Origin of the sequence: Nocardioides sp., assembly GCF_036405735.1 — a bacterium.
Lineage (GTDB): Bacteria > Actinomycetota > Actinomycetes > Propionibacteriales > Nocardioidaceae > Nocardioides.
On sequence record NZ_DASWXC010000078.1, the window covers coordinates 1 to 21,061 of the forward strand.

22 protein-coding genes and 1 tRNA gene are annotated in these 21,061 nt (G+C 72.6%); 16 read left to right on the top strand and 7 right to left on the bottom strand.

From position 1 onward, the window contains the following. Positions 1-1,253, top strand: a 1,253-nt coding sequence (gene rfaE2 / locus VGE38_RS12530; RefSeq protein ID WP_331142881.1) for a D-glycero-beta-D-manno-heptose 1-phosphate adenylyltransferase, incomplete at its 5' end; no start/stop codon positions are given. Beyond that, positions 1,250-2,197 carry a glycosyltransferase family 9 protein gene (locus VGE38_RS12535; protein WP_331142882.1) on the top strand — a complete coding sequence of 316 codons (948 nt, stop codon included), beginning with the start codon at positions 1,250-1,252 and terminating at the stop codon, positions 2,195-2,197. The genes rfaE2 and VGE38_RS12535, both read left to right, overlap by 4 nt. 87 nt (positions 2,198-2,284) lie before the next feature. On the opposite strand, the gene VGE38_RS12540 is transcribed toward VGE38_RS12535, so the two are convergent. Next, complete coding sequence (locus VGE38_RS12540; RefSeq protein WP_331142883.1) at positions 2,285-3,241, bottom strand: UDP-glucuronic acid decarboxylase family protein; 957 nt, start codon at positions 3,239-3,241, stop codon at positions 2,285-2,287. Positions 3,242-3,288: 47 nt separating this feature from the next. Here VGE38_RS12540 and VGE38_RS12545 point away from each other — a divergent pair, with 47 nt between their 5' ends. Both VGE38_RS12545 and VGE38_RS12550 read left to right on the top strand, forming a co-directional pair. Further along, complete coding sequence (locus VGE38_RS12545; RefSeq protein ID WP_331142884.1) at positions 3,289-4,269, top strand: aldose epimerase family protein; 981 nt, start codon at positions 3,289-3,291, stop codon at positions 4,267-4,269. An 11-nt stretch (positions 4,270-4,280) separates the two neighbouring features. Next, positions 4,281-4,356: transfer RNA gene (locus VGE38_RS12550), tRNA-Glu, on the top strand. A gap of 72 nt (positions 4,357-4,428) precedes the next feature. Here VGE38_RS12550 and VGE38_RS12555 read toward each other — a convergent pair. Genes VGE38_RS12555 through VGE38_RS12565 form a run of 3 tightly spaced genes read right to left on the bottom strand, consistent with a single transcriptional unit; the run spans position 4,429 to position 6,158 of the window. Beyond that, positions 4,429-5,160, bottom strand: a complete 732-nt coding sequence (locus tag VGE38_RS12555) for a GntR family transcriptional regulator (RefSeq protein ID WP_331142885.1) — start codon at positions 5,158-5,160, stop codon at positions 4,429-4,431. Positions 5,161-5,186: 26 nt separating this feature from the next. Next, entirely contained in the window at positions 5,187-5,687 is a 501-nt protein-coding gene (locus VGE38_RS12560) for a flavin reductase family protein (protein WP_331142886.1), read from the bottom strand. Between the two features lie 24 nt (positions 5,688-5,711). After that, positions 5,712-6,158 (bottom strand): ester cyclase, encoded by a 447-nt coding sequence (locus VGE38_RS12565; RefSeq protein ID WP_331142887.1) that lies wholly within the window; start codon positions 6,156-6,158, stop codon positions 5,712-5,714. Between the two features lie 141 nt (positions 6,159-6,299). On the opposite strand from VGE38_RS12565, the gene VGE38_RS12570 reads away from it, so the two are divergent. The 8 genes from VGE38_RS12570 to VGE38_RS12605 all read left to right on the top strand — a co-directional run bounded on the left by VGE38_RS12570 (position 6,300) and on the right by VGE38_RS12605 (position 13,216). Further along, positions 6,300-6,929, top strand: a complete 630-nt coding sequence (locus VGE38_RS12570; RefSeq protein WP_331142888.1) for an amino acid synthesis family protein — start codon at positions 6,300-6,302, stop codon at positions 6,927-6,929. Then, positions 6,926-7,477, top strand: a complete 552-nt coding sequence (locus VGE38_RS12575) for an amino acid synthesis family protein (protein ID WP_331142889.1) — start codon at positions 6,926-6,928, stop codon at positions 7,475-7,477. The genes VGE38_RS12570 and VGE38_RS12575 overlap by 4 nt, the downstream gene beginning before the upstream one ends. A gap of 13 nt (positions 7,478-7,490) precedes the next feature. Next, the gene (locus VGE38_RS12580) at positions 7,491-8,222 is read left to right on the top strand and encodes an alpha/beta fold hydrolase (RefSeq protein WP_331142890.1); all 732 of its coding nucleotides are present in this window, start codon (positions 7,491-7,493) and stop codon (positions 8,220-8,222) included. Next, positions 8,215-9,717: an aldehyde dehydrogenase gene (locus VGE38_RS12585; protein ID WP_331142891.1), complete on the top strand. Its 1,503-nt coding sequence runs from the start codon at positions 8,215-8,217 to the stop codon at positions 9,715-9,717. The genes VGE38_RS12580 and VGE38_RS12585 overlap by 8 nt, the downstream gene beginning before the upstream one ends. Position 9,718: 1 nt before the next feature. Beyond that, positions 9,719-9,928, top strand: a complete 210-nt coding sequence (locus VGE38_RS12590) for a tautomerase family protein (protein ID WP_331142892.1) — start codon at positions 9,719-9,721, stop codon at positions 9,926-9,928. Next, positions 9,925-10,971, top strand: coding sequence for an LLM class flavin-dependent oxidoreductase (locus VGE38_RS12595; protein WP_331142893.1), 1,047 nt, complete (start codon positions 9,925-9,927; stop codon positions 10,969-10,971). Before VGE38_RS12590 ends, VGE38_RS12595 begins: the two co-directional genes overlap by 4 nt. Before the next feature lie 29 nt (positions 10,972-11,000). Beyond that, entirely contained in the window at positions 11,001-11,573 is a 573-nt protein-coding gene (locus tag VGE38_RS12600; protein ID WP_331142894.1) for a cysteine hydrolase family protein, read from the top strand. Positions 11,574-11,800: 227 nt separating this feature from the next. Continuing rightward, entirely contained in the window at positions 11,801-13,216 is a 1,416-nt protein-coding gene (locus VGE38_RS12605; protein ID WP_331142895.1) for a purine-cytosine permease family protein, read from the top strand. Positions 13,217-13,235: 19 nt separating this feature from the next. Here the strand turns inward: VGE38_RS12605 and VGE38_RS12610 are convergent, their stop codons facing one another. Continuing rightward, positions 13,236-14,549 (bottom strand): ankyrin repeat domain-containing protein, encoded by a 1,314-nt coding sequence (locus VGE38_RS12610; RefSeq protein WP_331142896.1) that lies wholly within the window; start codon positions 14,547-14,549, stop codon positions 13,236-13,238. Then, positions 14,546-15,514, bottom strand: coding sequence for an SMP-30/gluconolactonase/LRE family protein (locus tag VGE38_RS12615; RefSeq protein ID WP_331142897.1), 969 nt, complete (start codon positions 15,512-15,514; stop codon positions 14,546-14,548). Before VGE38_RS12615 ends, VGE38_RS12610 begins: the two co-directional genes overlap by 4 nt. A 140-nt stretch (positions 15,515-15,654) precedes the next feature. Between VGE38_RS12615 and VGE38_RS12620 the strand changes: the two genes are divergently transcribed. Together VGE38_RS12620 and VGE38_RS12625 are read left to right on the top strand one after the other, a co-directional pair. Next, positions 15,655-16,845: a histidine kinase gene (locus VGE38_RS12620; protein WP_331142898.1), complete on the top strand. Its 1,191-nt coding sequence runs from the start codon at positions 15,655-15,657 to the stop codon at positions 16,843-16,845. After that, positions 16,842-17,468, top strand: a complete 627-nt coding sequence (locus tag VGE38_RS12625) for a response regulator (protein WP_331142899.1) — start codon at positions 16,842-16,844, stop codon at positions 17,466-17,468. Before VGE38_RS12620 ends, VGE38_RS12625 begins: the two co-directional genes overlap by 4 nt. A 1-nt stretch (position 17,469) precedes the next feature. On the opposite strand, the gene VGE38_RS12630 is transcribed toward VGE38_RS12625, so the two are convergent. Continuing rightward, entirely contained in the window at positions 17,470-18,396 is a 927-nt protein-coding gene (locus tag VGE38_RS12630) for a LysR family transcriptional regulator (protein WP_331142900.1), read from the bottom strand. A gap of 64 nt (positions 18,397-18,460) precedes the next feature. On the opposite strand from VGE38_RS12630, the gene gabT reads away from it, so the two are divergent. After that, positions 18,461-19,792 (top strand): 4-aminobutyrate--2-oxoglutarate transaminase, encoded by a 1,332-nt coding sequence (gene gabT / locus VGE38_RS12635; protein WP_331142901.1) that lies wholly within the window; start codon positions 18,461-18,463, stop codon positions 19,790-19,792. After that, the gene (locus VGE38_RS12640; protein ID WP_331142902.1) at positions 19,789-21,060 is read left to right on the top strand and encodes a Glu/Leu/Phe/Val family dehydrogenase; all 1,272 of its coding nucleotides are present in this window, start codon (positions 19,789-19,791) and stop codon (positions 21,058-21,060) included. Before gabT ends, VGE38_RS12640 begins: the two co-directional genes overlap by 4 nt. Position 21,061: the final 1 nt, after the last annotated feature.

Sequence of the window (21,061 nt, forward strand, 5' to 3'; positions counted from 1 at the left end):
ACGAGCTCGTCGAGCAGCCCCGGCCGGGCGGGGCCGCGCTCGCGGCGGCGCTCGCGGCCTCCGACGGGGTCGAGGTCGTGCTGGTGACCGGTGTCTGCGACGACGAGGAGGCGGCGGTGGTCGCCGACCTGGTCGCGCGAGCGGGCGTGCGGCTCGTCGGCGTGCCCCGGGAGGGCCGCACCGAGGTCAAGCAGCGGGTCCGCTCCGCCGGTCAGTCGCTGCTGCGACTCGACCGGGGCGGGCCGGGTCCCTTCGGCGAGGTGCCGGAGGCCGCACTGGAGGCGATCGCCGGCGCGGCCGGCGTCCTGGTGTCCGACTACGGCCGCGGGGCGGCCGCCGTACCCGTGATCCGCTCGGCCCTCGAGCAGCTCCCCGCGAAGGTGCCGGTCGTGTGGGACCCGCACCCGCGCGGGCCCGAACCGGTTCGGTCGGCGCGCCTGGTGACGCCCAACGAGGCCGAGGCCCTCGGGACCGCCGGCCACGGCCTGGCCGCCGTCGCCGAGCGCGCCGCGGCCCTCGTGGGCCGGTGGGACGCCCATGCCGTGTGCGTGACGCTGGGCGCGCGGGGGGCGGTGCTGTCCCGGGGCGAGAGCTCGCCGTCGCTGGTGCCGGCGCCGCGGGTCAGCGCCACCGACGTGTGCGGCGCCGGGGACCGGTTCGCCTCGGCCGCGGCGACGGCGCTGTTGCGGGGTGCGGTCACGCTGGAGGCGGTGCAGCACGCGGTCGAGGAGGCGGCGCGGTTCGTCGCGGCGGGTGGCGCGGCGGCGTACGACGCCCGGGCCGACGCTCCCTTCGCGGCCGGTGAGACGGCGGAGCAGCTGGTCGACCGGGTCCGCCGCGCCGGTGGCACCGTCGTGGCGACCGGCGGTTGCTTCGACCTGCTGCACGCCGGTCACGTGGCGACGCTGACCGCGGCCCGCGAGCTGGGCGACTGCCTGGTGGTGTGCCTGAACTCCGACGCCTCCGTGCGGCGGCTCAAGGGGCCCGAGCGGCCGCTGCAGCCCGAGGCCGACCGGGTGCGCGTGCTCGAGGCGCTCGCGCCGGTCGACGCGGTGCTGGTCTTCGAGGAGGACACACCGGAGCTGGCGCTGCAGCGGCTGCGCCCCGACGTGTGGGTCAAGGGCGGCGACTACGCCGGCGCCGAGCTGCCGGAGGCCGCGCTGCTGCAGGAGTGGGGCGGCGTCTCCGTGGTCGTGCCGTACCTGCCGGGTCGCTCCACCACGCGGCTGGTCGAGAACGCGAAGGCGCGATGAGAACCCGGACCCGCGTGCTCGTGCTCCGGGCGATCGGCCTGGGGGACCTGCTGACCGGCGTACCCGCCCTGCGGGCGCTGCGTCGTGCGCGCCCCGACGCCGAGCTGGTGCTGGCGGCGCCGGCGTGGCAGCGGCCGCTGGTGGAGCTCAGCGGCGCCGTCGACCGGCTGCTGCCCACCGAGGAGCTGGCGCCCGTGGCTTGGGACGGCCCCGCACCGGATCTCGCGATCGACCTGCACGGCAACGGCGAGCCGAGCCGGGCGATCCTGCGGGCGGTGTCGCCGGGGCGGCTGGTGGCGTTCGAGTCGTCCGACGGCCCCCGTTGGGAGGCCGAGGAGCAGGAGCGGGCGCGCTGGTGCCGGCTCGTGGCCTGGGCCTGTCCTGGGGTCGCGACCGACCCGGACGACGTGCTGCTCGCGCGGCCGGCCGCGCCGCCGGTCGTGGCCGGTGCCGCCATCGTCCACTGCGGTGCGGCATCCGCGAGCCGACGCTGGCCGGCGGAGCGGTTCGCTGCGGTCGCGGAGCTGCTGACCCGGCGTGGCCTGCCGGTCGTGCTGACCGGCTCGGCGGCCGAGGCGCCCCTGGCCGAGGAGGTACGCCGGCTGGCGGAGCTTCCCCCGGAGGCGGTGCTGGCCGGCCGGACCGACGTCGCCGAGCTGGCCGCACTCGTCGCCTCGGCCCGGCTGCTGGTCAGCGGTGACACCGGCATCGCCCACCTGGCCTCGGCGTACCGGACGCCGTCGGTGCTGCTCTTCGGGCCGACCCCGCCGGACCGCTGGGGCCCTCCGCCGGGGCCTCACACCGTGCTGTGGCACGGCACCCGCGTCGGCGACCCCCACGCCTCGCGCCCCGACCCCGCCCTGCTGGCGATCACCGTCCCGGAGGTGCTGGCCGCCGTCGAGCAGCGGCTGCGTCTCCCGGTGCCCGCAGCCGCGGGCACCTGACCTGGCCAACGGCGACACGCCGGTCGATGGTTGGGAATGTCAGGTGCCTGCAGCCGGCCGGTGACTCCGCAGCCGGGCAGGCGAGGGTCACGCCGCTCGGCGCAGCTCGTCCATCCACTCGATGGTCCGCTGGAGTCCGTCGGCCGCCGAGGTGGTGGGCGACCAGCCCAGCACCTCCCGGGCGCGGGTGAGGTCGGGGCGGCGGATCCTCGGGTCGTCCTCGGGCAGCTCGATGTGGTCGATCTCGGAGCGGGAGTCGGCCAGGCCGATGATGGTCCGGGCCAAGTCCAGCACGGTCGTCTCCTCGTCGTTGCCGAGGTTGATGGGGCCGGGATGATCCGACAGCGCCAGCCGGACCAGGCCGTCGACGGTGTCCTCCACCCAGCACAGCGAGCGGGTCTGCGAGCCGTCGCCCGCCACCGTCAGCGGGAGGTCGTGCAGGGCCTGGTGCACGAACGTCGGGACCACCCGGCCGTCCTCGAAGGCCATCCGGGGGCCGTAGGTGTTGAAGATGCGGGCGATCGTCGTGTCGACGCCGCGGGCGCGGCGGTAGGCCATCGTGAGCGACTCGGCGAACCGCTTGCCCTCGTCGTAGACGCTGCGCGGGCCGATCGGGTTGACGTTGCCCCAGTAGTCCTCGCGCTGGGGGTGGACCAGCGGGTCGCCGTACACCTCGGAGGTGGAGGACAGCAGGAAGCGCGCGCCGTGCCGCTCGGCGAGGTCGAGCGCGTGGCGGGTGCCGTTGCTGGCGACGTCGAGGGTCTGCAGCGGCATCCGCAGGTAGGCCACCGGTGAGGCGGGGCAGGCCAGGTGCAGCACGAGGTCGAGATCGCCGGGATCGGGGATCCCCTGCGACACGTCGGCCTCGGTCAGCGTGAAGGACTGGTGGTCGAGCACGTGGGCGACGTTGCGCCGCGTCCCGGTCACCAGCGAGTCGACGGCCCACACGGCGGCTCCCTCCGCGAGGAGACGCTCGCACAGCCACGATCCGACGAAGCCGGCGCCGCCGGTCACGACCACCCGAGCGCCCGAGAGAGAGTCCATGCGGGCGTGGTACCCGAGCGGGGCGTCCGGCACTACCGTGGCTGGCCGTGAGCACCTACACGATCGGCCGCGCGCCCGGACTCGTCGTCGAGATCGCCGACCGGGGCGCCGCGGTGCGCCGCGTCGAGGTGACCGACCCGGCCGGGCGGCGGCGCAATGCCGTGCTGTCGTGGCCCGATCCCGACGCGACCGGCGCCGGCTACCTGGGCGCGATCGTGGGGCGCTACGCCAACCGGATCGCCGCCGGCCGCTTCATCCTGGACGGCACGACCTACGAGCTGGCGACCAACGACCGTGGCCAGACCCTGCACGGCGGCCCGCAGGGCTTCGACACGCGGGTCTGGCAGGTCGTCGAGACCTGGGCCGACAGCGTCGAGCTCGGGCTGACCAGCCCGGACGGCGACCAGGGCTTCCCGGGCGAGCTCACCGCCCGGGTGCGGTACTCGGTCGCGGGAGACACGCTGACCACGGTGCTGACGGCGGTGACCGACGCGCCGACGGTCGTCAACCTGACCACCCACTGCTACTGGAACCTCGCCGGCACCGCTCCGGTCGCCGAACCGGTGCTCGACCACCTGCTGTGGGTGCCGGCCGACCGGTTCCTCCCCATCGACGACGTCGGCATCCCGCTCGGCGAGCCCGCGCCTGTCGACGGGCTCCCGTTCGACCTGCGGTCCGGCCGGCGGATCGCGGACGTGGTGCACGCCGAGCACCCCCAGGTCGCCGTCGTCTCCGGGCTCGACCACGACCTCCTCGTGCCGGGGGAGGGGCTGCGCGAGGTCGCGCGGCTGGAGGGCGGCGGCCTGGCGCTGACGATGGAGTCCGACCAGCCCGGCGTGCAGGTCTTCACCGGCCAGGGGCTGCCGCAGCCCTTCCCGGCGTACGCCGGCGTCGCGCTGGAGCCGCAGCGCCACCCCGACTCCCCGAACCGCCCGGAGTGGCCGAGCCCGGTGCTGCGGCCCGGAGAGCTCTACCGGTCCACCACCCGGGTGACGATTGGAGCGCCTGACGGGGTGTCCCTAGACTGACCGGGCTTGAGGCCCCCTTCGTCTAGCGGCCCAGGACCCCGCCCTTTCACGGCGGTAGCGCCGGTTCGAATCCGGTAGGGGGTGCCAGCGCGAGAGAGGCCCCGACCGGCGGTGATGTCGGTCGGGGCCTCTCGCACGTCGTGCTCCGGCTCGGGACGGTCAGCCGGCGGCGCGTGGCTTCCCGCTCCGTGAGGTCGGACGACCTCCTCCGTCGTTCGAGGGTTCGCTGTGAAGCGCCCCGAGCGGAAGCTCTTCTAGCAACGCCCGTCGGCTGGCCCGGACGTGCTCGCGCATCAGGCGCTCGGCGCTGTCGCCGTCCTTCTGCAGGATGAGGTCGAGCACCATGTGGTGCTCCCGGTCCGACTCGAGCGGTCGGCCGGGGCGGGCCAGGGAGGTCTGGACGAGCCGGGCGTAGGCGAGCTGGTTCATCAGGGTGCGGTAGTGAGCCTCGAGCTTGCTGTTGTCGGCGCCCTGGATGAGGAGGTCGTGGAAGTCGTGCACGAGCTCCGCGTAGCGAAGACGGTCGTCGCGCTTGACCGCACGGTCGGCCTGCTCGAGGTTGTCGCGGAGCGCGTCGATCTCCGGGACGTGGCCGCGCTGGGCGAGCAGCCGGGCGGCGGCGCCCTCGAGCAGCTCCTTGATCTCGAACAGCTCGGTGATCTCCCGGCGCGACGGCGCGGTCACGAACGTCCCGACCCGCGGTCGGATCTCGACGAGCCCCTCGGTCTGGAGCTGCTTCAGCGCCTCGCGCACCGGCGTCCGGCTGACGCCGAACTCGTCCGCGAGCGCGAGCTCGGACAGTGCGGCACCGGCCTCGACCTCGCCGTTGATGATCCGCGTGCGCATGGCGGCGATCACCCGGCCCTGGATGCTGGTCGCTTCCTGAGTCACTCAACTCCCCCTCGTGGTCGCGCCGATCATCCCAGAGGGCGCAGGTGGTTGCTGTCGAAGAACTCGCCGGCGCTGTAGATCATCGGGGCGGTGTCGGTCACGTCCGCGTGGAGCACCCGGCAGATGAAGACGCTGTGCGTGCTCGCGCGCAGACGCTCGCGGATCTCCACCTCCATCTGGGCGCTCGACCCAGGCAGCAGCGGGGCACCGCCGTGCGGGCCGGGCGTCCAGTCGAGGGCAGCGAACTTGTCGCTCGACTTCGACGCGAACCTCGCCACGACGTCGAGCTGCTCGACCGACAGGATGTTGATCGCGAGGTGGCTGGCGCGGAAGAGCGCGTCATGGGTGGAGGAGGTGTGCTGGACGCACACCATCACGGTCGGCGGCTCCAGCGAGATGCTCGAGAACGCGTTGACGGCGAGGCCCCTCGGCACGTCGCCGTCCATCGTCGTCACGACGGTCACGCCGGTGATGAACTGCCGGTTGACCTGCTTCATCGTGTCGACGTCCGGCATGGGTCGGGTCATGGTCGCTGTTCCTGTCATGGCGGTTCAGTCCTGTCCAACGCTGATGACGCCGAGAGCGGTGAGCAGGGCGCGCGGGTCCCAGGTCACATGCTCCTCGACGATCCGGTCGTCCTCGAAGTGGGCGAACGTCGCGCCACTGACCTCGACGCGCCGCCGCGTGGCGGGTACGCCGAGCAGCGTGCCCTCGTGCGTGCCGGCGCTGTGCCAGCGGATGGCGGCGCTGTCGCCGGCGAGCACGATCTCGTCGATGGTGGTGACGAGGTCGGGGAAGGCCGATCGCGTGGCGGTGACCGAGGCCTTGAGGCCGGCCAGGTCCTGCGCCGGTCCGGCGCTGCCGTGGCGTTGGTAGCTCTCCGCCATCAGCTCGTCCAGGGCGGCGACGTCGCCGCGGTCCCATGCTGCGGCCCACGCGCGCTCGATGCGCTCCCGACGGGCACCGCCCACCGTTGTCACTTCACTCTCGTCTGGCATGCAACAGAACGTTAGGCATGTCAGGTGCGAAGGTCAAGAGCACTCCACTCATCCGGAATCCCCCGCGTATTCGGGCCACTTCTGGCGGCAGCAAGGGAAGAGAGTTGCCACATGCCACTCGCCCTACTACTGTCCTGTGGCATGCAAGAACCCATCGCAGCCTCGATCGCGGCGGACATCGGGCTCCGCAAGCTGGTGCTCTACCGCGAGGCCGTCGTCTCCGAGGGCGGCAGCCGGCCGCCGGTGCCCGCTCGCCAGGCGAGCGTGGCCGTCGTCATCCGCAATCCGTGGTTCGGCACCGCACCGAGCACAGACCTCGCCGCGGAGAGCCGGCGTGTCGCCCCGGTGCTCGCCCGGCTGATGACCGACCGGCTCCAGGACGCCCTCGGCGGCGTCGACGCCATCGAGGCGTTCGGGAAGGGCGCGATCGTCGGCACCGGCGGTGAGATCGAGCACGGTGGCGCCCTCATCCACACGCCGTACTTCGGCAACCTGGTGCGCGAGTTCCTCGACGGCGAGTCGATCATCTGCTTCGCCGACGCGCGGGCCGTGGCCGGGGAGCCGCTCGTGGTCCCGCTGTGGCACAAGACCGCTGCGGCCACTCGCAGCCACTACCAGACGGTGAGCGCCCGGGTCCCCGACGGCCCGCGGCCCGACGAGATCGTCGTCGTCGCCGCCGCCTCGACCGGCCCGCGTCCGCACCCGCGGATCGGCGACCGTCTCACCGACCCCATCGTCACCAGCAGCAACGTGGAGGTAGTCCTGTCATGAACGTCCGCAAGATCGTCACCGTCGTCGAGGAGATCCTCGAGGAGGGCGGCCGCCCCGTCAGCCCGTCGGCCCGCGTGGCCGTGGTCGCCGCCGTGATCGACAACCCGTGGGTCGGCCAGGGCTTCGTCGAGGACCTGGCCCCCGGCATCGAGGCGCATGCCTCCGACATCGGCGCCCTGCTGGCACCGGCCGTCGTCGACGCGCTGGGCGACAAGGTCGAGGCGTACGGCAAGGCCGCCATCGTCGGCCTGGACGGCGAGATCGAGCACGGCTCGGCGCTCATCCACACGCTGAAGTTCGGCGATCACTTCCGCAACGCCGCCCACGCGACGACGCTGCTGCCCGCCGTCGAGAAGCGAGGGCCGGCTGGTGTCACCTTCGATATCCCGCTCAAGCACATCACCGACGCGACGATCCGCTCCCACCACCAGACCGTCGAGGTCCGCGTGGCCGACGCGCCGCATCCCGGCGAGATCGTGATCGCTCTCGCGGCCGCGGCCCAGGGCCGCCCGCAGCAGCGCCTCGCCTCCCTCTCCACCGAGCAGTGACCGAGGTCGGGCGATGAGCAAGCCGCCGCTGGTCCTCCTGCACGGCGTGGGACTCGACCACACCGTGTGGGAGCCGCTCGAGGCGATCCTGGCGGACCGCTTCGAGGTGCTCGCCCCGGACCTGCCGGGCCACGGCGCCGCGCCGGGGGTGGCCGAGGGCGTGACGCTCGCCGATCTGGCCCGCGAGGTGGCCGCCGTGGTCCCCAACCGGGCGCACCTGATCGGCTTCTCGCTCGGCGCGCTCGTCGCCCAGCACCTTGCCATCCACCGTCCGGAGCTGGTGGCCACGCTCACGTCGGTGAGCTCGGTGTGCCGGCGTACGGACGTCGAACGTGCAGCCGTCCTGGACCGGCTCGCCGTCGCCGAGCGCGACCTGGGCGCCAGCACGAGCGCCTCGATCGACCGGTGGTTCGCCGGCACCGACGTCGCTCCGGAGTGGGTCGAGCGCACCCGCGCCACGCTGGCCGCCAACGACCAGGACTCCTTCCTCCGCTGCTACCGCGTGTTCGCCACCGGCGACGCGGAGGTCGGCCCGGACCTCGGCCGGATCAGCGTGCCGTCCCTGGCGATCACCGGCCAGGAGGACCCGGGCTCGACCCCGGAGATGACGCACCGACTCGCCGCAGCCATCCCCGGCTGCCGGGCCGAGGTCGTCCCCCACACCCGTCACATGCTGCCGCTGGAGCGCCCCGGCGCCCTCGCCGCGGCGATCACCGCACTGATCGGAGATCAGATCCATGCCTGACCAGAGCTCGGCGGCGCTGCCGCGTCACGACCACTACATCGGCGGCGAGCGCGTCGCACCGTCCTCCGGCGACTACTTCGTGAGCGTCAACCCGGCGACGGCCCTGCCGCTCTACACGGCGGCCCGCGGCAACGCCGACGACGTACGCCGCGCCGTCGCCGACGCCCGCACCACCTTCGAGGACCCTCGCTGGCGCGACCTCAGTCAGACCAAGCGCGGGCACCTGCTGCGCCGCCTGGGCGACCTGATCGCCGAGAACGCCGAGGAGCTCGCCCGCATGGAGAGCACCGACAACGGCAAGCTGCTGCGCGAGATGCGCGGCCAGCTCGCCACGCTGCCGGAGTACTACCGCTACTACGCGGGGCTCGCCGACAAGATCGAGGGCGCGGTCATCCCGACCTCGGATCGCCGCGTCCTCAACTACACGATGCGTGAGCCGCTCGGTGTCGTCGGCGCGATCACTCCCTGGAACTCACCGCTGACCCTGACGACGAGCAAGGTCGCCCCGGCCCTCTGCGTCGGCAACACGGTCGTCATCAAGCCGTCGGAGTACACCTCGGCCGCGATCCTCCGGCTCGCCGAGCTCGTGGTCGAGGCGGGCTTCCCGCCGGGCGCGGTCAACGTCGTGACCGGGTACGGCGCCGAGGCCGGCCAGGCCCTGGTGGACCACCCGGACCTCGCGAAGATCTCCTTCACGGGCAGCACGGCGACCGGCTCCCGGATCGCGGCGGCGACCGCGAGCCGGTTCGTCGGCTCGACCCTCGAGCTCGGCGGCAAGTCGCCGAACATCGTCTTCGAGGACGCCAACGTCGCCAACGCGGCCATGGGCGTGGTCGCCGGCATCTTCGCCGCAGCCGGACAGACCTGCATCGCGGGCAGCCGTGTCTTCGCGCACCGCTCGGTCTACGACGAGCTGCTCGAGCGGGTCGCCGCACGCGCGCAGAGCATCAGGATCGGCGACCCGCTCCACGACGAGACCGAGCTCGGCCCGCTGGCCTTCGAGACGCAGCGCGACAAGGTCGCCCAGTACGTCGACCTCGGTCGTGAGGAGGGAGCGCGCGTGCTCACGGGCGGTCGCGCCACCGACGGCGGCCTCGGCGGCTACTTCTACGAGCCGACCATCCTGGTGGACGTCGACAACGACATGCGCGTCGTACGCGAGGAGATCTTCGGCCCCGTCCTCGCGATCATGCCGTTCGACTCCGAGGAGGAGGTCCTCCGGCTCGCCAACGACACCGAGTACGGCCTGGCGGCCGGTGTGTGGACCACGAACCTGGCGCGGGCGCACCGCATGGCCGCGCGTCTGGAGGCCGGCACCGTGTGGGTGAACACGTACCGCGCGATGTCGCCGATGTCGCCGCGCCAGGGGTTCAAGGCCAGCGGTGTCGGCATCGAGCACGGCACCGAGACGATCAAGGAGTACACCCGTCTCAAGAGCGTCTGGGTGAACACCAGCGAGGACGCCGTGGCCGACCCGTTCGTCATGCGGAGCTGACATGCCCCATGTCGAGATCACCATCGGCGCCGGCCGCAGCGAGCAGCAGCTGCGCTCGATGATCCATCGCGTCCACACGGCGCTGGTGGAGACCGTCGGAGCCCGCCCCGACCACGTGCGCATCGTGGTCACCGAGGTCGCGCGGACCCGTTGGGCGACGGGCGACGTCACGTTGCACGAGATGGACCACCAGGAAGAGGAGCAGTCGTGAGATTTTCATTGTTCGTCCACATGGAGCGCTGGGACGACAGCGTCGACCACCGTCAGCTGTGGGAGAACCTCGTCGAGCTGACGCAGCTGGCCGAGCGGGGTGGGTTCGGAACCGTCTGGATCGGCGAGCACCACTCGATGGAGTACACCATCTCCCCGAGTCCGATGCCGCAGCTCGCCTACCTGGCGGCCCGGACCTCCACGATCCGCCTCGGCGCCGGCACCATCATCGCGCCGTTCTGGAACCCGATCCGGGTAGCGGGGGAGGCGGCGCTCCTCGACGTGATCAGCGACGGTCGCGCCGAGGTCGGCCTGGCCCGCGGGGCGTACCAGTTCGAGTTCGACCGCCTGCTCGGCGGCATGCCGGCCACCGACGGGGGCAAGCACCTGCGCGAGCTGGTGCCCGCCGTCCGTGCGCTGTGGCAGGGCGACTACGCCCACGACGGCGAGATCTGGCAGTTCCCGACCTCGACGAGCGTCCCCAAGCCGGTCCAGCAGCCGACGCCACCCATGTGGATCGCCGCCCGCGACCCGGCCTCGCACGACTTCGCTGTGGCGGAGGGCTGCAACGTGATGGTGACGCCGCTCATGAAGGGCGACGAGGAGGTCGTGGACCTCATGAAGAAGTTCGAGACCGCGATCGCCAACCATCCCGAGGTCACCCGTCGTCCCGAGATCATGGTGCTGCGCCACACGCACGTGCACGCCGAAGACGACCTCGACGGCTGGCGGCCAGCCGCCGAGGCGATCGGCAGGTTCTACCGCACGTTCGACGCCTGGTTCGGCAACAGGACCACGCCCACGGACGGCTTCCTCGACCCGAGCCCGGAGTCGAAGTTCGCCGAGCGACCGGAGTTCGAACCGGAGTCGCTGCACCGGACGGCGATGATCGGCACGCCGGCCGAGGTCATCGAGCGGCTCCGGAGCTACGAGGAGCTCGGCGTCGACGAGTACAGCTTCTGGATCGACAACAGCATGTGCCACGAGGACAAGCGCCGCTCTCTCGAGCTCTTCATCAACGACGTGATGCCGGCATTCCGGTGAGGCCGTCGGAGATCGAGGAGACGACGCAGATGTCGTCGGCCAGCGACGTGACTGAGCGGCCCGAGCCGTGGCTCGTGGTGATCGATGTTCAACACGCGTTCACCGACCCGGCCAGCGGTTGGTACGCCGAAGGCTCCGACGCGGCGATCGCCGTGATCGGCCAGCTCGTCGAGCAGTTCCGTGGCCGGACGGCGTTCACCCGGTTCGTGCGCGACGCGGACGAGGCCGGCTCATGGCGCGACTACTACGACCGGTGGACCGAGTTCCGCATCGCGCCGGATGACCCCGGATGGGGCATCTCGATGACCGTCCCAGCCGCGGCGCCCGTCATCGACGAGCCGACCTTCTCCAAGTGGACCCAGCGGCTCCGTGACGTGATCGGCAGTGCCGACATCGTCGTGTGCGGGGTGGCCACCGAGTGTTGCGTGCTGTCGACCGCCTTCGCAGCGGCCGACGCCGGCCGTTCCGTGACCGTCGTTTCCGACGCCTGTGCGGGGGCGTCCGTCGATGCGCACGAGGCGGCCCTTCGGCTCCTGCACGCGAACGCACCCCTCATCGCCGTCACCACGGCCGCCGAACTCATCGACTCCTCAACACGGTGATCATTGGCATGCAAGATCTATGATGCATGCAAGCCATACGATGGCGATCGCACGGATGGGAGCCATGATCTGCCCGTCTAGACGCCCTTGACAGGCATTGCAGGCACTCATTAGCGTGACACTGGCATACAAGAGGCGAGCATGTTCCTGCGCGATGGCTCCGCCCGCTGGCATCACATCGAGAAGCCCTTCTGGGGCCGTTCAGCCGTATGAAAGAGGAAGCGACCATGTCAGATATCGATGCGACGACAACCGCCTCGGGCCCCACCTATGGGAGCAGCCTCAGCCGAGCGGAACCTTTCGGCACCGAGGAGATCCCGGACAGCGAGCGGCACGGGCATCCGTCTCAGCAGTTCACCTTGTGGTTCGCGGCCAACATGGTGCTCGCTGTCCTGGTCTCCGGCTTCTTCTCGGCCTCGTTCGGGCTCTCGGTGTTCCAGGGCCTCACGGCGGTCGCGGTCGGCACGTTGACCGCTGCCCTGGTCATGGGCCTGCTGGCGGGGATCGGCACCAAGCTCGGCGTACCGCAGCAGGTGCAGGGCCGTGGGCCCATGGGCTACTTCGCCAACTACGTACCCATCCTGCTGTTGACCGTCGTCTCGGCGGTCGGCTGGACGGCTGTGAACAGCGTCTTCGCCGTGATCGCGCTCCAGATGCTGATCGACATCCCGTTCTGGCTCGGCGCTGTCGCCATCTTCGCGGTGCAGGCCCTGCTGGCGATCTGGGGTCACAACCTGATCCACCTGATCAACAAGGTCGCCAGCGTGGTTCTCGCGCTCCTGTTCGCGGTAGTGACCGTCCTCTCCCTTCGTGAGGCCGACCTCAGCACGGCGGTGAACCCTGAGGCGCCGTTCTACATGGGCGAGCTCGCCGGCTGGGTGACCTTCGCCGGGTTCTTCTTCGCCTACGTCATGACGTGGACCCCGTTCGCCTCGGACTTCTCGCGGTACCTGCCGCGGACCACGTCCCACCTCAAGGTCATGGGCTTCACCGCGGGCGGAACGTTCGTCGCCATGATGTGGCTGGGCGGTATCGGCGTTCTTGTCTCGAGCTTCGCCGGTGACCTCGGCGCGATCGAGGCGGTAGCGGAGCTGACCGGGTCGTGGGAGCCGATCGCCATGGCCACCGTGGTGCTCTCATCGCTGCCGGTCAGCGCGATGAACCTCTACGGCGGCTCCCTGTCCCTGCTGACGATCAGGGTCCCCGTGCGGCGGACGACCGGCGTGGTCGTCATCGCCGTGGCCAGCCTCGTCGTGACGCTGTGGATGCAGACCGACCCCTACGGCAGCTTCTACGACTTCCTGCTGCTGCTGGCCTACCTAGTCGTCCCCTTCAGCGTCGTCCTGCTGTTGGACTACTACCTCCGGATGAGGACCGCGGGGCGGGAAGCGGCCACCGAGCTGTTCGACCAGGGTCGAGTGGTGGAGTGGGGCTTCGTGGCCTGGCTCGCCGGGTGCCTGGTCTCGTCGCTGTTCTGGAACACCTCCCTCTGGACGGGGCCGTTGGCTACCGACGCCGCACGTTGGGGGGACATCGCGTACTACGTCGGCGCTGGGGCGGCGGCGGTGGCGTACCTGCTGCTTCGTCAGGCACCCCCGCTTCCGCGTCGGCGCTCCACTCGCACGGCGTTCATCGGCGAGTGAGCCTCTTGCGTCGGCGGACTCAGCGGCGCAGGATGCGGACGATCGCACGGTGCCCGCGCCGCTCGGCGTGCTGCAGCGCGGTGACGCCGTCCGCGTCCGGGACGGCCGGGTCGGCACCGGCGTCGAGGAGGATGCGGACGATCTCCTGGTGCGCCGGGCCGCCGTCGCCGAGGATCACCGCCTCGAGCAGGGCGGTCCAGCCGAGGTCGTTGACGTGGTCGACGTCGATGCCGGTACGGACCACCCGGCGGACGTAGTCGACGTGGCCGCGCTCGCTCGCCGGGATGACGGACACCCCGCCGAAGCGGTTGACGATGGTCAGGTCCGGCCGGGCGGGCAGCAGCACCTCCAGCATCGCGACGCTGCCGGTCACGCCGGTGACCAGCCAGGGCGTGTCGTGACGGTCGTCGAGGGCGTCCGGGTCGGCGCCCATCGCCACCAGCACCCGGGCCGCCTCGACGTGGTCGCCCGTCACCGCCAGCAGCAGCGCCGTGCGGCGGCGGGCGTCGCGGGCCTCGATGTCGGCGCCGGCGCGCAGGGCGACGGCCACGGCGTCCGCGTCGCCCTCCCGGGCCGCCCGCAGCAGCGCCCGGTCGGCGTCTGCCGGCTGCTGGGCGGTGGTCACGGTCCTCAGTGTCCTCTCCAGTCGGTCGAACCCGCGGCGCCCGGCCATCTCCAGCGGCGTGAGCCCCTCGCGCCTGGACCGGTCCGTGAGCCGGGCGCCGCCGGCGGCGAGCACCCGCACGGTCGTCGCGTAGGCCGACGTGTCGCGTCCCAGCCACACCGCCTCGTGGACCGCCTGGTAGCCGATCCGGTTCACGTGGTCGCGATCGATCCCGGCCCGCAGCAGCTCGCCGACGACCAGGGCATGGCCCCGCTCGGCCGCGCGTATGAGTGCCGTTCCGTTCCAGCTGTCCTTGTCGTCGATCGACGCGCCATGGCGCAGCGCGAGCCGCAGGAGGTCGAGGTGGCCCTCGCTCGCGGCGACGAGGTACGCCGACTGCCGGGTCTCGTCCTTGGCGTCGACGTTCGCCCCGCGCCGTACGAGCCGTGCGAACGCGGCCCGGTCGTCGTCCCAGGCCGCCCGCCGCAGCCGCTCGTCGAGCTCGGCCTGGGTCGGCGTCGCGCCGGCCGCGGAGGGCGACCCCGGCGCGGCGGGCCCCCGCGTCCCTGCGGACGACGGGGCTGGCGTCACGCCGGAGGCCGGCTCGCTGGTCGGAGGGGCGGGGACGTCCTGGCTCGTGGGGCCGGTCTGGCAGGCACCCGCCAGACCGGCCACCAGGGCCACCACGGTGAGCGTGGCCGGGAAGCGCGCCGTGCGGTGGCGCCTCATCGCGCGACGGGGTCGGTGACGATCTCGTACGGAGCCGAGGCGACCGTCTCGTCGAACTTGCTGTCGACGTAGAGGAACTGGCCGCGCAACACCTTCACCGTCGTGAGCACGCGCGTGGGGTCGCTGGCCACCTGGCGCAGCTCCCGAGCGACGCGGCCGTCGGCGGTCAGGCGCAGCGTGGCCACCTTGCGCGAGAAGTTGCGCACGACGGTCAGCTCGCTGCCGCGGCGCACCAGGCCGTCCGCGTTCACCAGGTCGGCGTCACCGGTGGTCACCTCGGTCACGGCACCGCCGTCCGTCGGGAAGCGCCACAGCCGACCGGCGTTGCCCTGGGCCACGACGAACGCGCTGTGATCGGCGGTCAGCACGATGCCGCCGAGGTTGAAGCCGGCACCCCGCTCGATCGTTCCCGAGGCGTCGCTCCACAGCCCCGCCTGCCACCCGGCGGAGCCCGCGGCGACCCGGAAGACCTGCGGATCGTTGGAGTTGGTGAAGTAGGCCGCTCCGTCGGGCCCGATCGCCACGTCGTTGAGGAAGACGTCGGATCCCGGGACGCGCAGCGCGGCGAGCAGCGTGCCGTCGGGCGAGTAGACCCACAGGTCGGGCCGACCGGTGCCGAGGCCGTTGGGCCCGCCCGCGACATAGACCCGTCCCAGCTTGTCGACGGTGATCCCGCGAGCGGTGAAGCGGCCGTCCTCGCCGTCGCCGGCCAGCCACTCCTCGGTCTGGGCCGTGCCCGAGACGCCGCGGTGGATCTCCCCGCCGGTCACCTCGCTGACGTAGAAGACGCCGCGCCGCTGGTCGGCGCCGATGCCCTCGAACTTGGAGCCGCCGGCGTCCCCGGTGAGCAGGTACGTCGCCGGCCGCGCGTCGCGGTGGCTCGCCGTAGCGGGTGCGACCGTGACGGTCGCCATGGCAGCGGCGGCGATGGCGGTGGCGTGGGTCAGGAAGGCGGCGGGCTTCATGTCGGGTCTCCTCGGTCGGACGGATGCTGTCCTCTCGAATCTGCCCGCTGGACCGCGCCTGGACGACGGGCATCCGGCTACCACCTGATAGCCAAAGGGTTGATGCCGACGCCCGCGCGAGTTCGTACGCTGGCCGCGAGATGAGCGAACACCACCCCGCGGCCCACGGGATCCTGGCGCCCGTCGGCCGGCTCGACACCTGGCTGCGGGTCATCCTGACGGTCCTGCTCGCGACCTGCGCCGCCCGGTACGTCGACCGGCACGGGCTCGGTCGGCCCGGCGCGGCGGTGCTCCTCGGGGCGCTGCTCGTCGCGGTGGGCTACGCCAGCCGCAACCTGTTCGCGACCCGGTCGTGGTGGCCGGTGGCCTGGGTGTCCGGCCTGGTCCTGCTCTGGGGTGCGCTCACCGCCGTCGCGCCCTCGTTCGCGTGGTGCGCCGTGCCGGTGGCGTTCGCGGTGCTCCAGGTCCTGCCGTTCCGCTGGGCCGTCGCGGTGGTGGTCGCCATGACGCTCCTCGTCGCGGGGTCATGGCTGAGGATCGCCGAGACCGTCGACCCGACCGTCGTCGCCGGTCCGGTCGGGATCGCCCTGGTGACCGTGATCGCCTACCGCGCGCTCGAGCAGGAGTCGCGCGCTCGCAAGGCGGTGCTCGACGACCTGACCGAGGCCCAGGCGGACCTCGCCGAGGAGCAGCACCGCACCGGCGTCCTGGCCGAGCGCACCCGGCTCTCCCGCGAGATCCACGACTCCGTCGGCCAGGGCCTGTCGAGCATCAACCTCCTGCTGCAGGCCGCGGAGCAGGCCTGGACCGGCGATCCGGGGGCCGCTCGGGAGCACGTGCGGACGGCCGCGGCCACCGCGCGCGAGAGCCTGGACGACGTACGCCGGGTGGTGCGCGACCTGGCTCCTGCGGAGCTGAGCGACGCCTCCGGAGCGGGGCTGCCCGGGGCCGTGCGCCGCGCGGCCGCGCAGGTCGCTCCCGGCCTGCTCGTGGACGTCCGCGTCCACGGTGAGCCACGTCCGCTGCCCGACCAGGTGGCTGCGGCGCTCGTGCGCACCGTCCGCGGGGCGCTGGCCAACGTGCGCGAGCACGCCGACGCCGCGCGCGTGGTCGTCACCCTCACCTACCAGCTGGACGAGGTGCTGCTCGACGTCCGCGACGACGGCCGCGGGTTCCAGCCGGCCGACGTACGGCCCCAGGGCCTGCGCGGACGCGGGCTGCGCGGCATCCGGGAGCGCGCGACGGCGCTCGGCGGGACCGCCGGCGTCGAGAGCGCGCCAGGGGAGGGCACCACCGTCTCCGTCCGCTTCCCCCTTCAGGAGCTGCCGTGATCCGCATCGTGCTCGTCGACGACCATCCCGTCGTGAGGTTCGGCCTCCGGTCGCTCATCGACGGGCAGGAGGACCTCTCGGTCGTCGGGGAGGCCGACGGCCTCGAGTCCGCGCTGGCGGTGGTCCGGTCCGAGCAGCCGGACGTGGTGCTGATGGACCTCAGCCTCGGCGAGGGATCGGTCGGTGGTGCCGAGGTGACGGCCCGGCTGCGCCAGCTCCCCCGGCCGCCGGAGGTGCTGGTGCTGACCACCTACGACACCGAGTCCGACATCATGCGCGCGCTCGAGGCCGGCGCCCGGGGCTATCTCCTCAAGGACGCCCCGCCCAGCGAGCTGTTCACCGGCATCCGTGCGACCTCCCGCGGCGAGACGGTGCTGGCGCTCTCCGTGGCGGCGACCCTCGTGCGGCGCTCCGCGCAACCCGGTCCGATCCTGACCGACCGCGAGGTCGAGATCGTCGAACTCCTCTCACGGGGGTTGAGCAACAAGGACCTGGCCCGGGAGCTCTTCGTGTCGCAGGCGACGGTGAAGTCCCACCTCTCGCACATCTACGCCAAGCTCGGGGTCGACAGCCGGGCGGCGGCCGTCGCGACCGCGATCGAGCGGCGCATCATCCGGACCTGACTCACCAGCCCGACCGGGCTCCGGCTCGCCGAGGGGCGGGCGCGACGTCGGGCCCGTAGCGGTCGACGCAGAACGCGGCGAGGCGGTCGGCCAGCTCGGCGAGCGTGGCCGCGGCGTGATGCCGCGCGTCCCAGGCGGCGTAGAGGTTGATCCGCACGACGCCGTCCGGACCCTCGATGCGCAGGGGGACCAGGCCGAAGCGGGGGTCGTCGGAGACGACGGCGACGCCGCGGCCCGCGGCCGCGATCGCCTGGGCGACCTGGGCGTTGGTGACCGCGACGTGGTCGCTGTAGCTCAGCTCGGCGGTGTCCATGGCGGCGTCGAGCAGGGCGCGTGGGCGGAAGTCGGGGGTGAGGAGCACGAGCCGGCGGCGGGCCAGGTCGGCGAGCGGGACCGCGCTGCGGCCCGCCCAGGGGTCGTCGGCGCGCACGTAGGCCCAGACCGGCAGGCTGGCCAGCGGTCGGGCCGCCAGCGGGCGCGTCGGGGGCCGGGTCACGACGGCCAGGTCGGCACCGGCGCGGATCGCGGCCAGCGAGCCGCCCGGGTCGAGCCCACGCACCATCGGCATCGGGTCGTCGTCGTCCAGGGTCGCCAGGAACGGCGCCACCACGTCGGTGAGCGTCGTCGTCGGCGCGGCGAGGTGGAGTGTGGTGAGCCGGCCCGACGCGAGCGACTCCGCTGCCCGCGCGGCCTGCTCGGCCTGGTCCAGGAGCGCGCGGGCCTCGACGAGGAACTCCTCGCCGGCAGAGGTGAGCCGGAGCCGTCGGCCCTCGCGCTCGAAGAGCCGCAGGCCGAGCTGCTGCTCGAGCTGGCGCAACTGACGCGAGAGCACCGGCTGGGTCACGTGCAGCTGCGCGGCGGCGCGGGTCGCGGAGCCCGCGTCGGCGGTCGCGACGAGATAGCGCAGGAGTCGAAGATCCATGCTCATGAGACATGACACTAGTGCCGAACAAGTCTTGGACAACAAGTGTCGACGGGCGCACGCTGGTCGCATGAGCAGCAACGTCCCCCAGTCACGCCATCTCGCCACCCCCCTCCCCGGTCCCGCGTCCGTCGAGCTGATGAAGCGCAAGCACAGCGCCGTGAGTGCCGGCGTCGCGACGACCATGCCGGTCTTCGCCGCCCGCGCCGCCGGGGGGATCGTCGAGGACGTCGACGGCAACCGGCTCATCGACCTCGGCTCGGGCATCGCCGTGACCACGGTCGGCAACAGCGCCCCGCGCGTCGTCGAGGCGGTCCGGGAGCAGGTCGAGGCCTTCACGCACACCTGCTTCATGGTCACGCCGTACGAGGGCTACGTCGCGGTCGCCGAGAAGCTCGCCGAGCTGTCCCCGGGTGACCACGAGAAGCGCACCGCGCTGTTCAACTCCGGCTCCGAGGCGGTGGAGAACGCCGTCAAGATCGCCCGCGTCCACACCGGTCGTGACGCTGTCGTCGTGTTCGACCACGCCTACCACGGTCGCACCAACCTGACGATGGCGATGACGGCGAAGAACATGCCGTACAAGAAGGGCTTCGGACCGTTCGCCGGCGAGGTCTACCGCGCGCCGATGTCCTACCCCTTCCGTGACGCGGAGGGGATCGACGGCAAGCTCGCCGCCGAGCGGGCGATCGACCTGATCCAGGCGCAGGTGGGTGCCGACCAGGTCGCCGCCGTCGTCATCGAGCCGGTCCAGGGTGAGGGTGGCTTCATCGTGCCGGCGCCCGGGTTCCTGGCCGCGCTCGCCGAGTGGTGCCGCGCCAACGGTGCCCTCTTCGTGGCCGACGAGGTCCAGTCCGGCTTCGGCCGCACCGGGACCTGGTTCGCCGTCGAGCACGAGGGCGTGGTCCCCGACCTGCTGGTCAGCGCCAAGGGCATCGCCGGCGGTCTTCCGCTCTCCGCGGTCACCGGCCGCGCGGAGATCATGGACAGCGTCCACGGCGGCGGGCTCGGCGGCACGTACGGCGGCAACCCGCTCGCCTGCGCCGCGGCCCTCGCGGTGATCGAGACGATCGAGGCCGACGGGCTGCTCGAGCGGGCCCGCCAGATCGAGGAGCTCGTCGTCGGCACGCTGCGCAGCCTCCAGCAGCGCGACCCCCGCATCGGGGACGTCCGTGGCCGGGGCGCGATGATCGCCGCCGAGTTCGTCGACCCGGCCACGGGCCGGCCGGACGGCGCGCTGGCCAAGGCCGTCGCCGCCCACGCGCACGCCCAGGGCGTCATCGCGCTCACCTGCGGGACCTGGGGCAACGTGATCCGCTTCCTGCCGCCGCTGAGCATCTCCGACGAGCTGCTCATCGAGGGCCTCGCGATCGTCGCCGACGGACTGGCGGCCAGCCGATGACCGCGACCGTCACCCCTGCCACCGCCGAGCAGAGCGTCCTCGACGACGCCCGCGAGCAGCTGGCCCAGGCCGTCGAGGTCCTCGGGCTCGGCGCCGAGGTCCACGCGATGCTCGTCGAGCCCCGCCGGGAGGTCAGCGTCAGCATCCCGCTGCGTCGCGACGACGGCTCGGTGGAGGTGCTGCGCGGCTACCGCGTCCAGCACAACTACTCCCGTGGCCCCGGCAAGGGCGGTGTCCGCTTCGACGCCCGGGTCGACCTCGACGAGGTCCGCGCGCTGGCGATGTGGATGACCTGGAAGTGCGCGCTGCTCGATGTGCCCTACGGCGGCGCCAAGGGCGGCGTCCGGGTCGACCCGCGCAACTACAGCAAGGGCGAGCTGGAGCGGATCACCCGCCGCTACACCTCCGAGATCGCTCCGCTGATCGGTCCCGAGCACGACATCCCGGCGCCCGACGTGGGCACCGACGAGCAGACCATGGCCTGGATGATGGACACCTACTCGGTGGGCCGTGGCCACACCGTGCTCGGCGTCGTCACCGGCAAGCCGATCGCGGTCGGCGGGTCGCTGGGGCGTGCCGCCTCGACGTCGCGCGGCGTCGTGGCCATCGCGCTCGAGGCGCTGCGCCATCTCGAGATCCCCGTCGTCGGCGCCCGCGCCGCCGTGCAGGGCTTCGGCAAGGTCGGCCGCGGCGCGGCCCGCTTCCTCGCCGACGCCGGCGTCCGCGTGGTGGCCGTCAGCGACGTGTACGGCGGCCTGTACGACGCTGCCGGCCTCGACATCGCGGCCCTCGAGGAGCACGTCGACGCCACCGGCAGCATCGTCGGCTTCCCGGGCGCCGAGGCGATCGAGGGCGAGCAGGTGCTGACCGCCGAGGTCGACCTGCTCGTGCCGGCCGCGGTCGAGGGCGTCATCCACGCCGGCAACGCCGAGGACGTCCGGGCGACCGTGATCGTCGAGGGCGCCAACGGACCGGTGACCGCCGAGGCGGACCGGCTGCTGGCCGCCCGAGACGTCCTCGTCGTGCCCGACATCCTCGCCAACGCCGGCGGCGTGGTCGTGTCCTACTTCGAGTGGGTGCAGGCCAACCAGGCGTACTGGTGGAGCGAGGACGAGGTCAACGAGCGCCTCGTCGAGCGGATGACCCGGGCCTGGCGCGACGTCCTGCACTACGCCGCCGAACGGCGGCTCTCCCTGCGCCTGGCGGCGACCTGCATGGCCGTCGAGCGCGTCTACCGAGCCCACGAAGTGAGAGGCCTCTACCCGTGAC

Bases quoted from the DNA above. Each gene is read 5' to 3' on its own strand.
- VGE38_RS12585 (WP_331142891.1), top strand. From the start codon at position 8,215: ATGCCTGACCAGAGCTCGGCGGCGCTGCCGCGTCACGACCACTACATC.
- gabT (WP_331142901.1), top strand. From the start codon at position 18,461: ATGAGCAGCAACGTCCCCCAGTCACGCCATCTCGCCACCCCCCTCCCC.
- VGE38_RS12590 (WP_331142892.1), top strand. From the start codon at position 9,719: ATGCCCCATGTCGAGATCACCATCGGCGCCGGCCGCAGCGAGCAGCAG.
- VGE38_RS12540 (WP_331142883.1), bottom strand. From the start codon at position 3,241: ATGGACTCTCTCTCGGGCGCTCGGGTGGTCGTGACCGGCGGCGCCGGC.
- VGE38_RS12600 (WP_331142894.1), top strand. From the start codon at position 11,001: ATGTCGTCGGCCAGCGACGTGACTGAGCGGCCCGAGCCGTGGCTCGTG.
- VGE38_RS12630 (WP_331142900.1), bottom strand. From the start codon at position 18,396: ATGAGCATGGATCTTCGACTCCTGCGCTATCTCGTCGCGACCGCCGAC.
- VGE38_RS12575 (WP_331142889.1), top strand. From the start codon at position 6,926: ATGAACGTCCGCAAGATCGTCACCGTCGTCGAGGAGATCCTCGAGGAG.
- VGE38_RS12560 (WP_331142886.1), bottom strand. From the start codon at position 5,687: ATGACCCGACCCATGCCGGACGTCGACACGATGAAGCAGGTCAACCGG.
- VGE38_RS12620 (WP_331142898.1), top strand. From the start codon at position 15,655: ATGAGCGAACACCACCCCGCGGCCCACGGGATCCTGGCGCCCGTCGGC.
- VGE38_RS12605 (WP_331142895.1), top strand. From the start codon at position 11,801: ATGTCAGATATCGATGCGACGACAACCGCCTCGGGCCCCACCTATGGG.
- VGE38_RS12535 (WP_331142882.1), top strand. From the start codon at position 1,250: ATGAGAACCCGGACCCGCGTGCTCGTGCTCCGGGCGATCGGCCTGGGG.
- VGE38_RS12570 (WP_331142888.1), top strand. From the start codon at position 6,300: ATGCAAGAACCCATCGCAGCCTCGATCGCGGCGGACATCGGGCTCCGC.
- VGE38_RS12610 (WP_331142896.1), bottom strand. From the start codon at position 14,549: ATGAGGCGCCACCGCACGGCGCGCTTCCCGGCCACGCTCACCGTGGTG.
- VGE38_RS12580 (WP_331142890.1), top strand. From the start codon at position 7,491: ATGAGCAAGCCGCCGCTGGTCCTCCTGCACGGCGTGGGACTCGACCAC.
- VGE38_RS12565 (WP_331142887.1), bottom strand. From the start codon at position 6,158: ATGCCAGACGAGAGTGAAGTGACAACGGTGGGCGGTGCCCGTCGGGAG.
- VGE38_RS12640 (WP_331142902.1), top strand. From the start codon at position 19,789: ATGACCGCGACCGTCACCCCTGCCACCGCCGAGCAGAGCGTCCTCGAC.
- VGE38_RS12615 (WP_331142897.1), bottom strand. From the start codon at position 15,514: ATGAAGCCCGCCGCCTTCCTGACCCACGCCACCGCCATCGCCGCCGCT.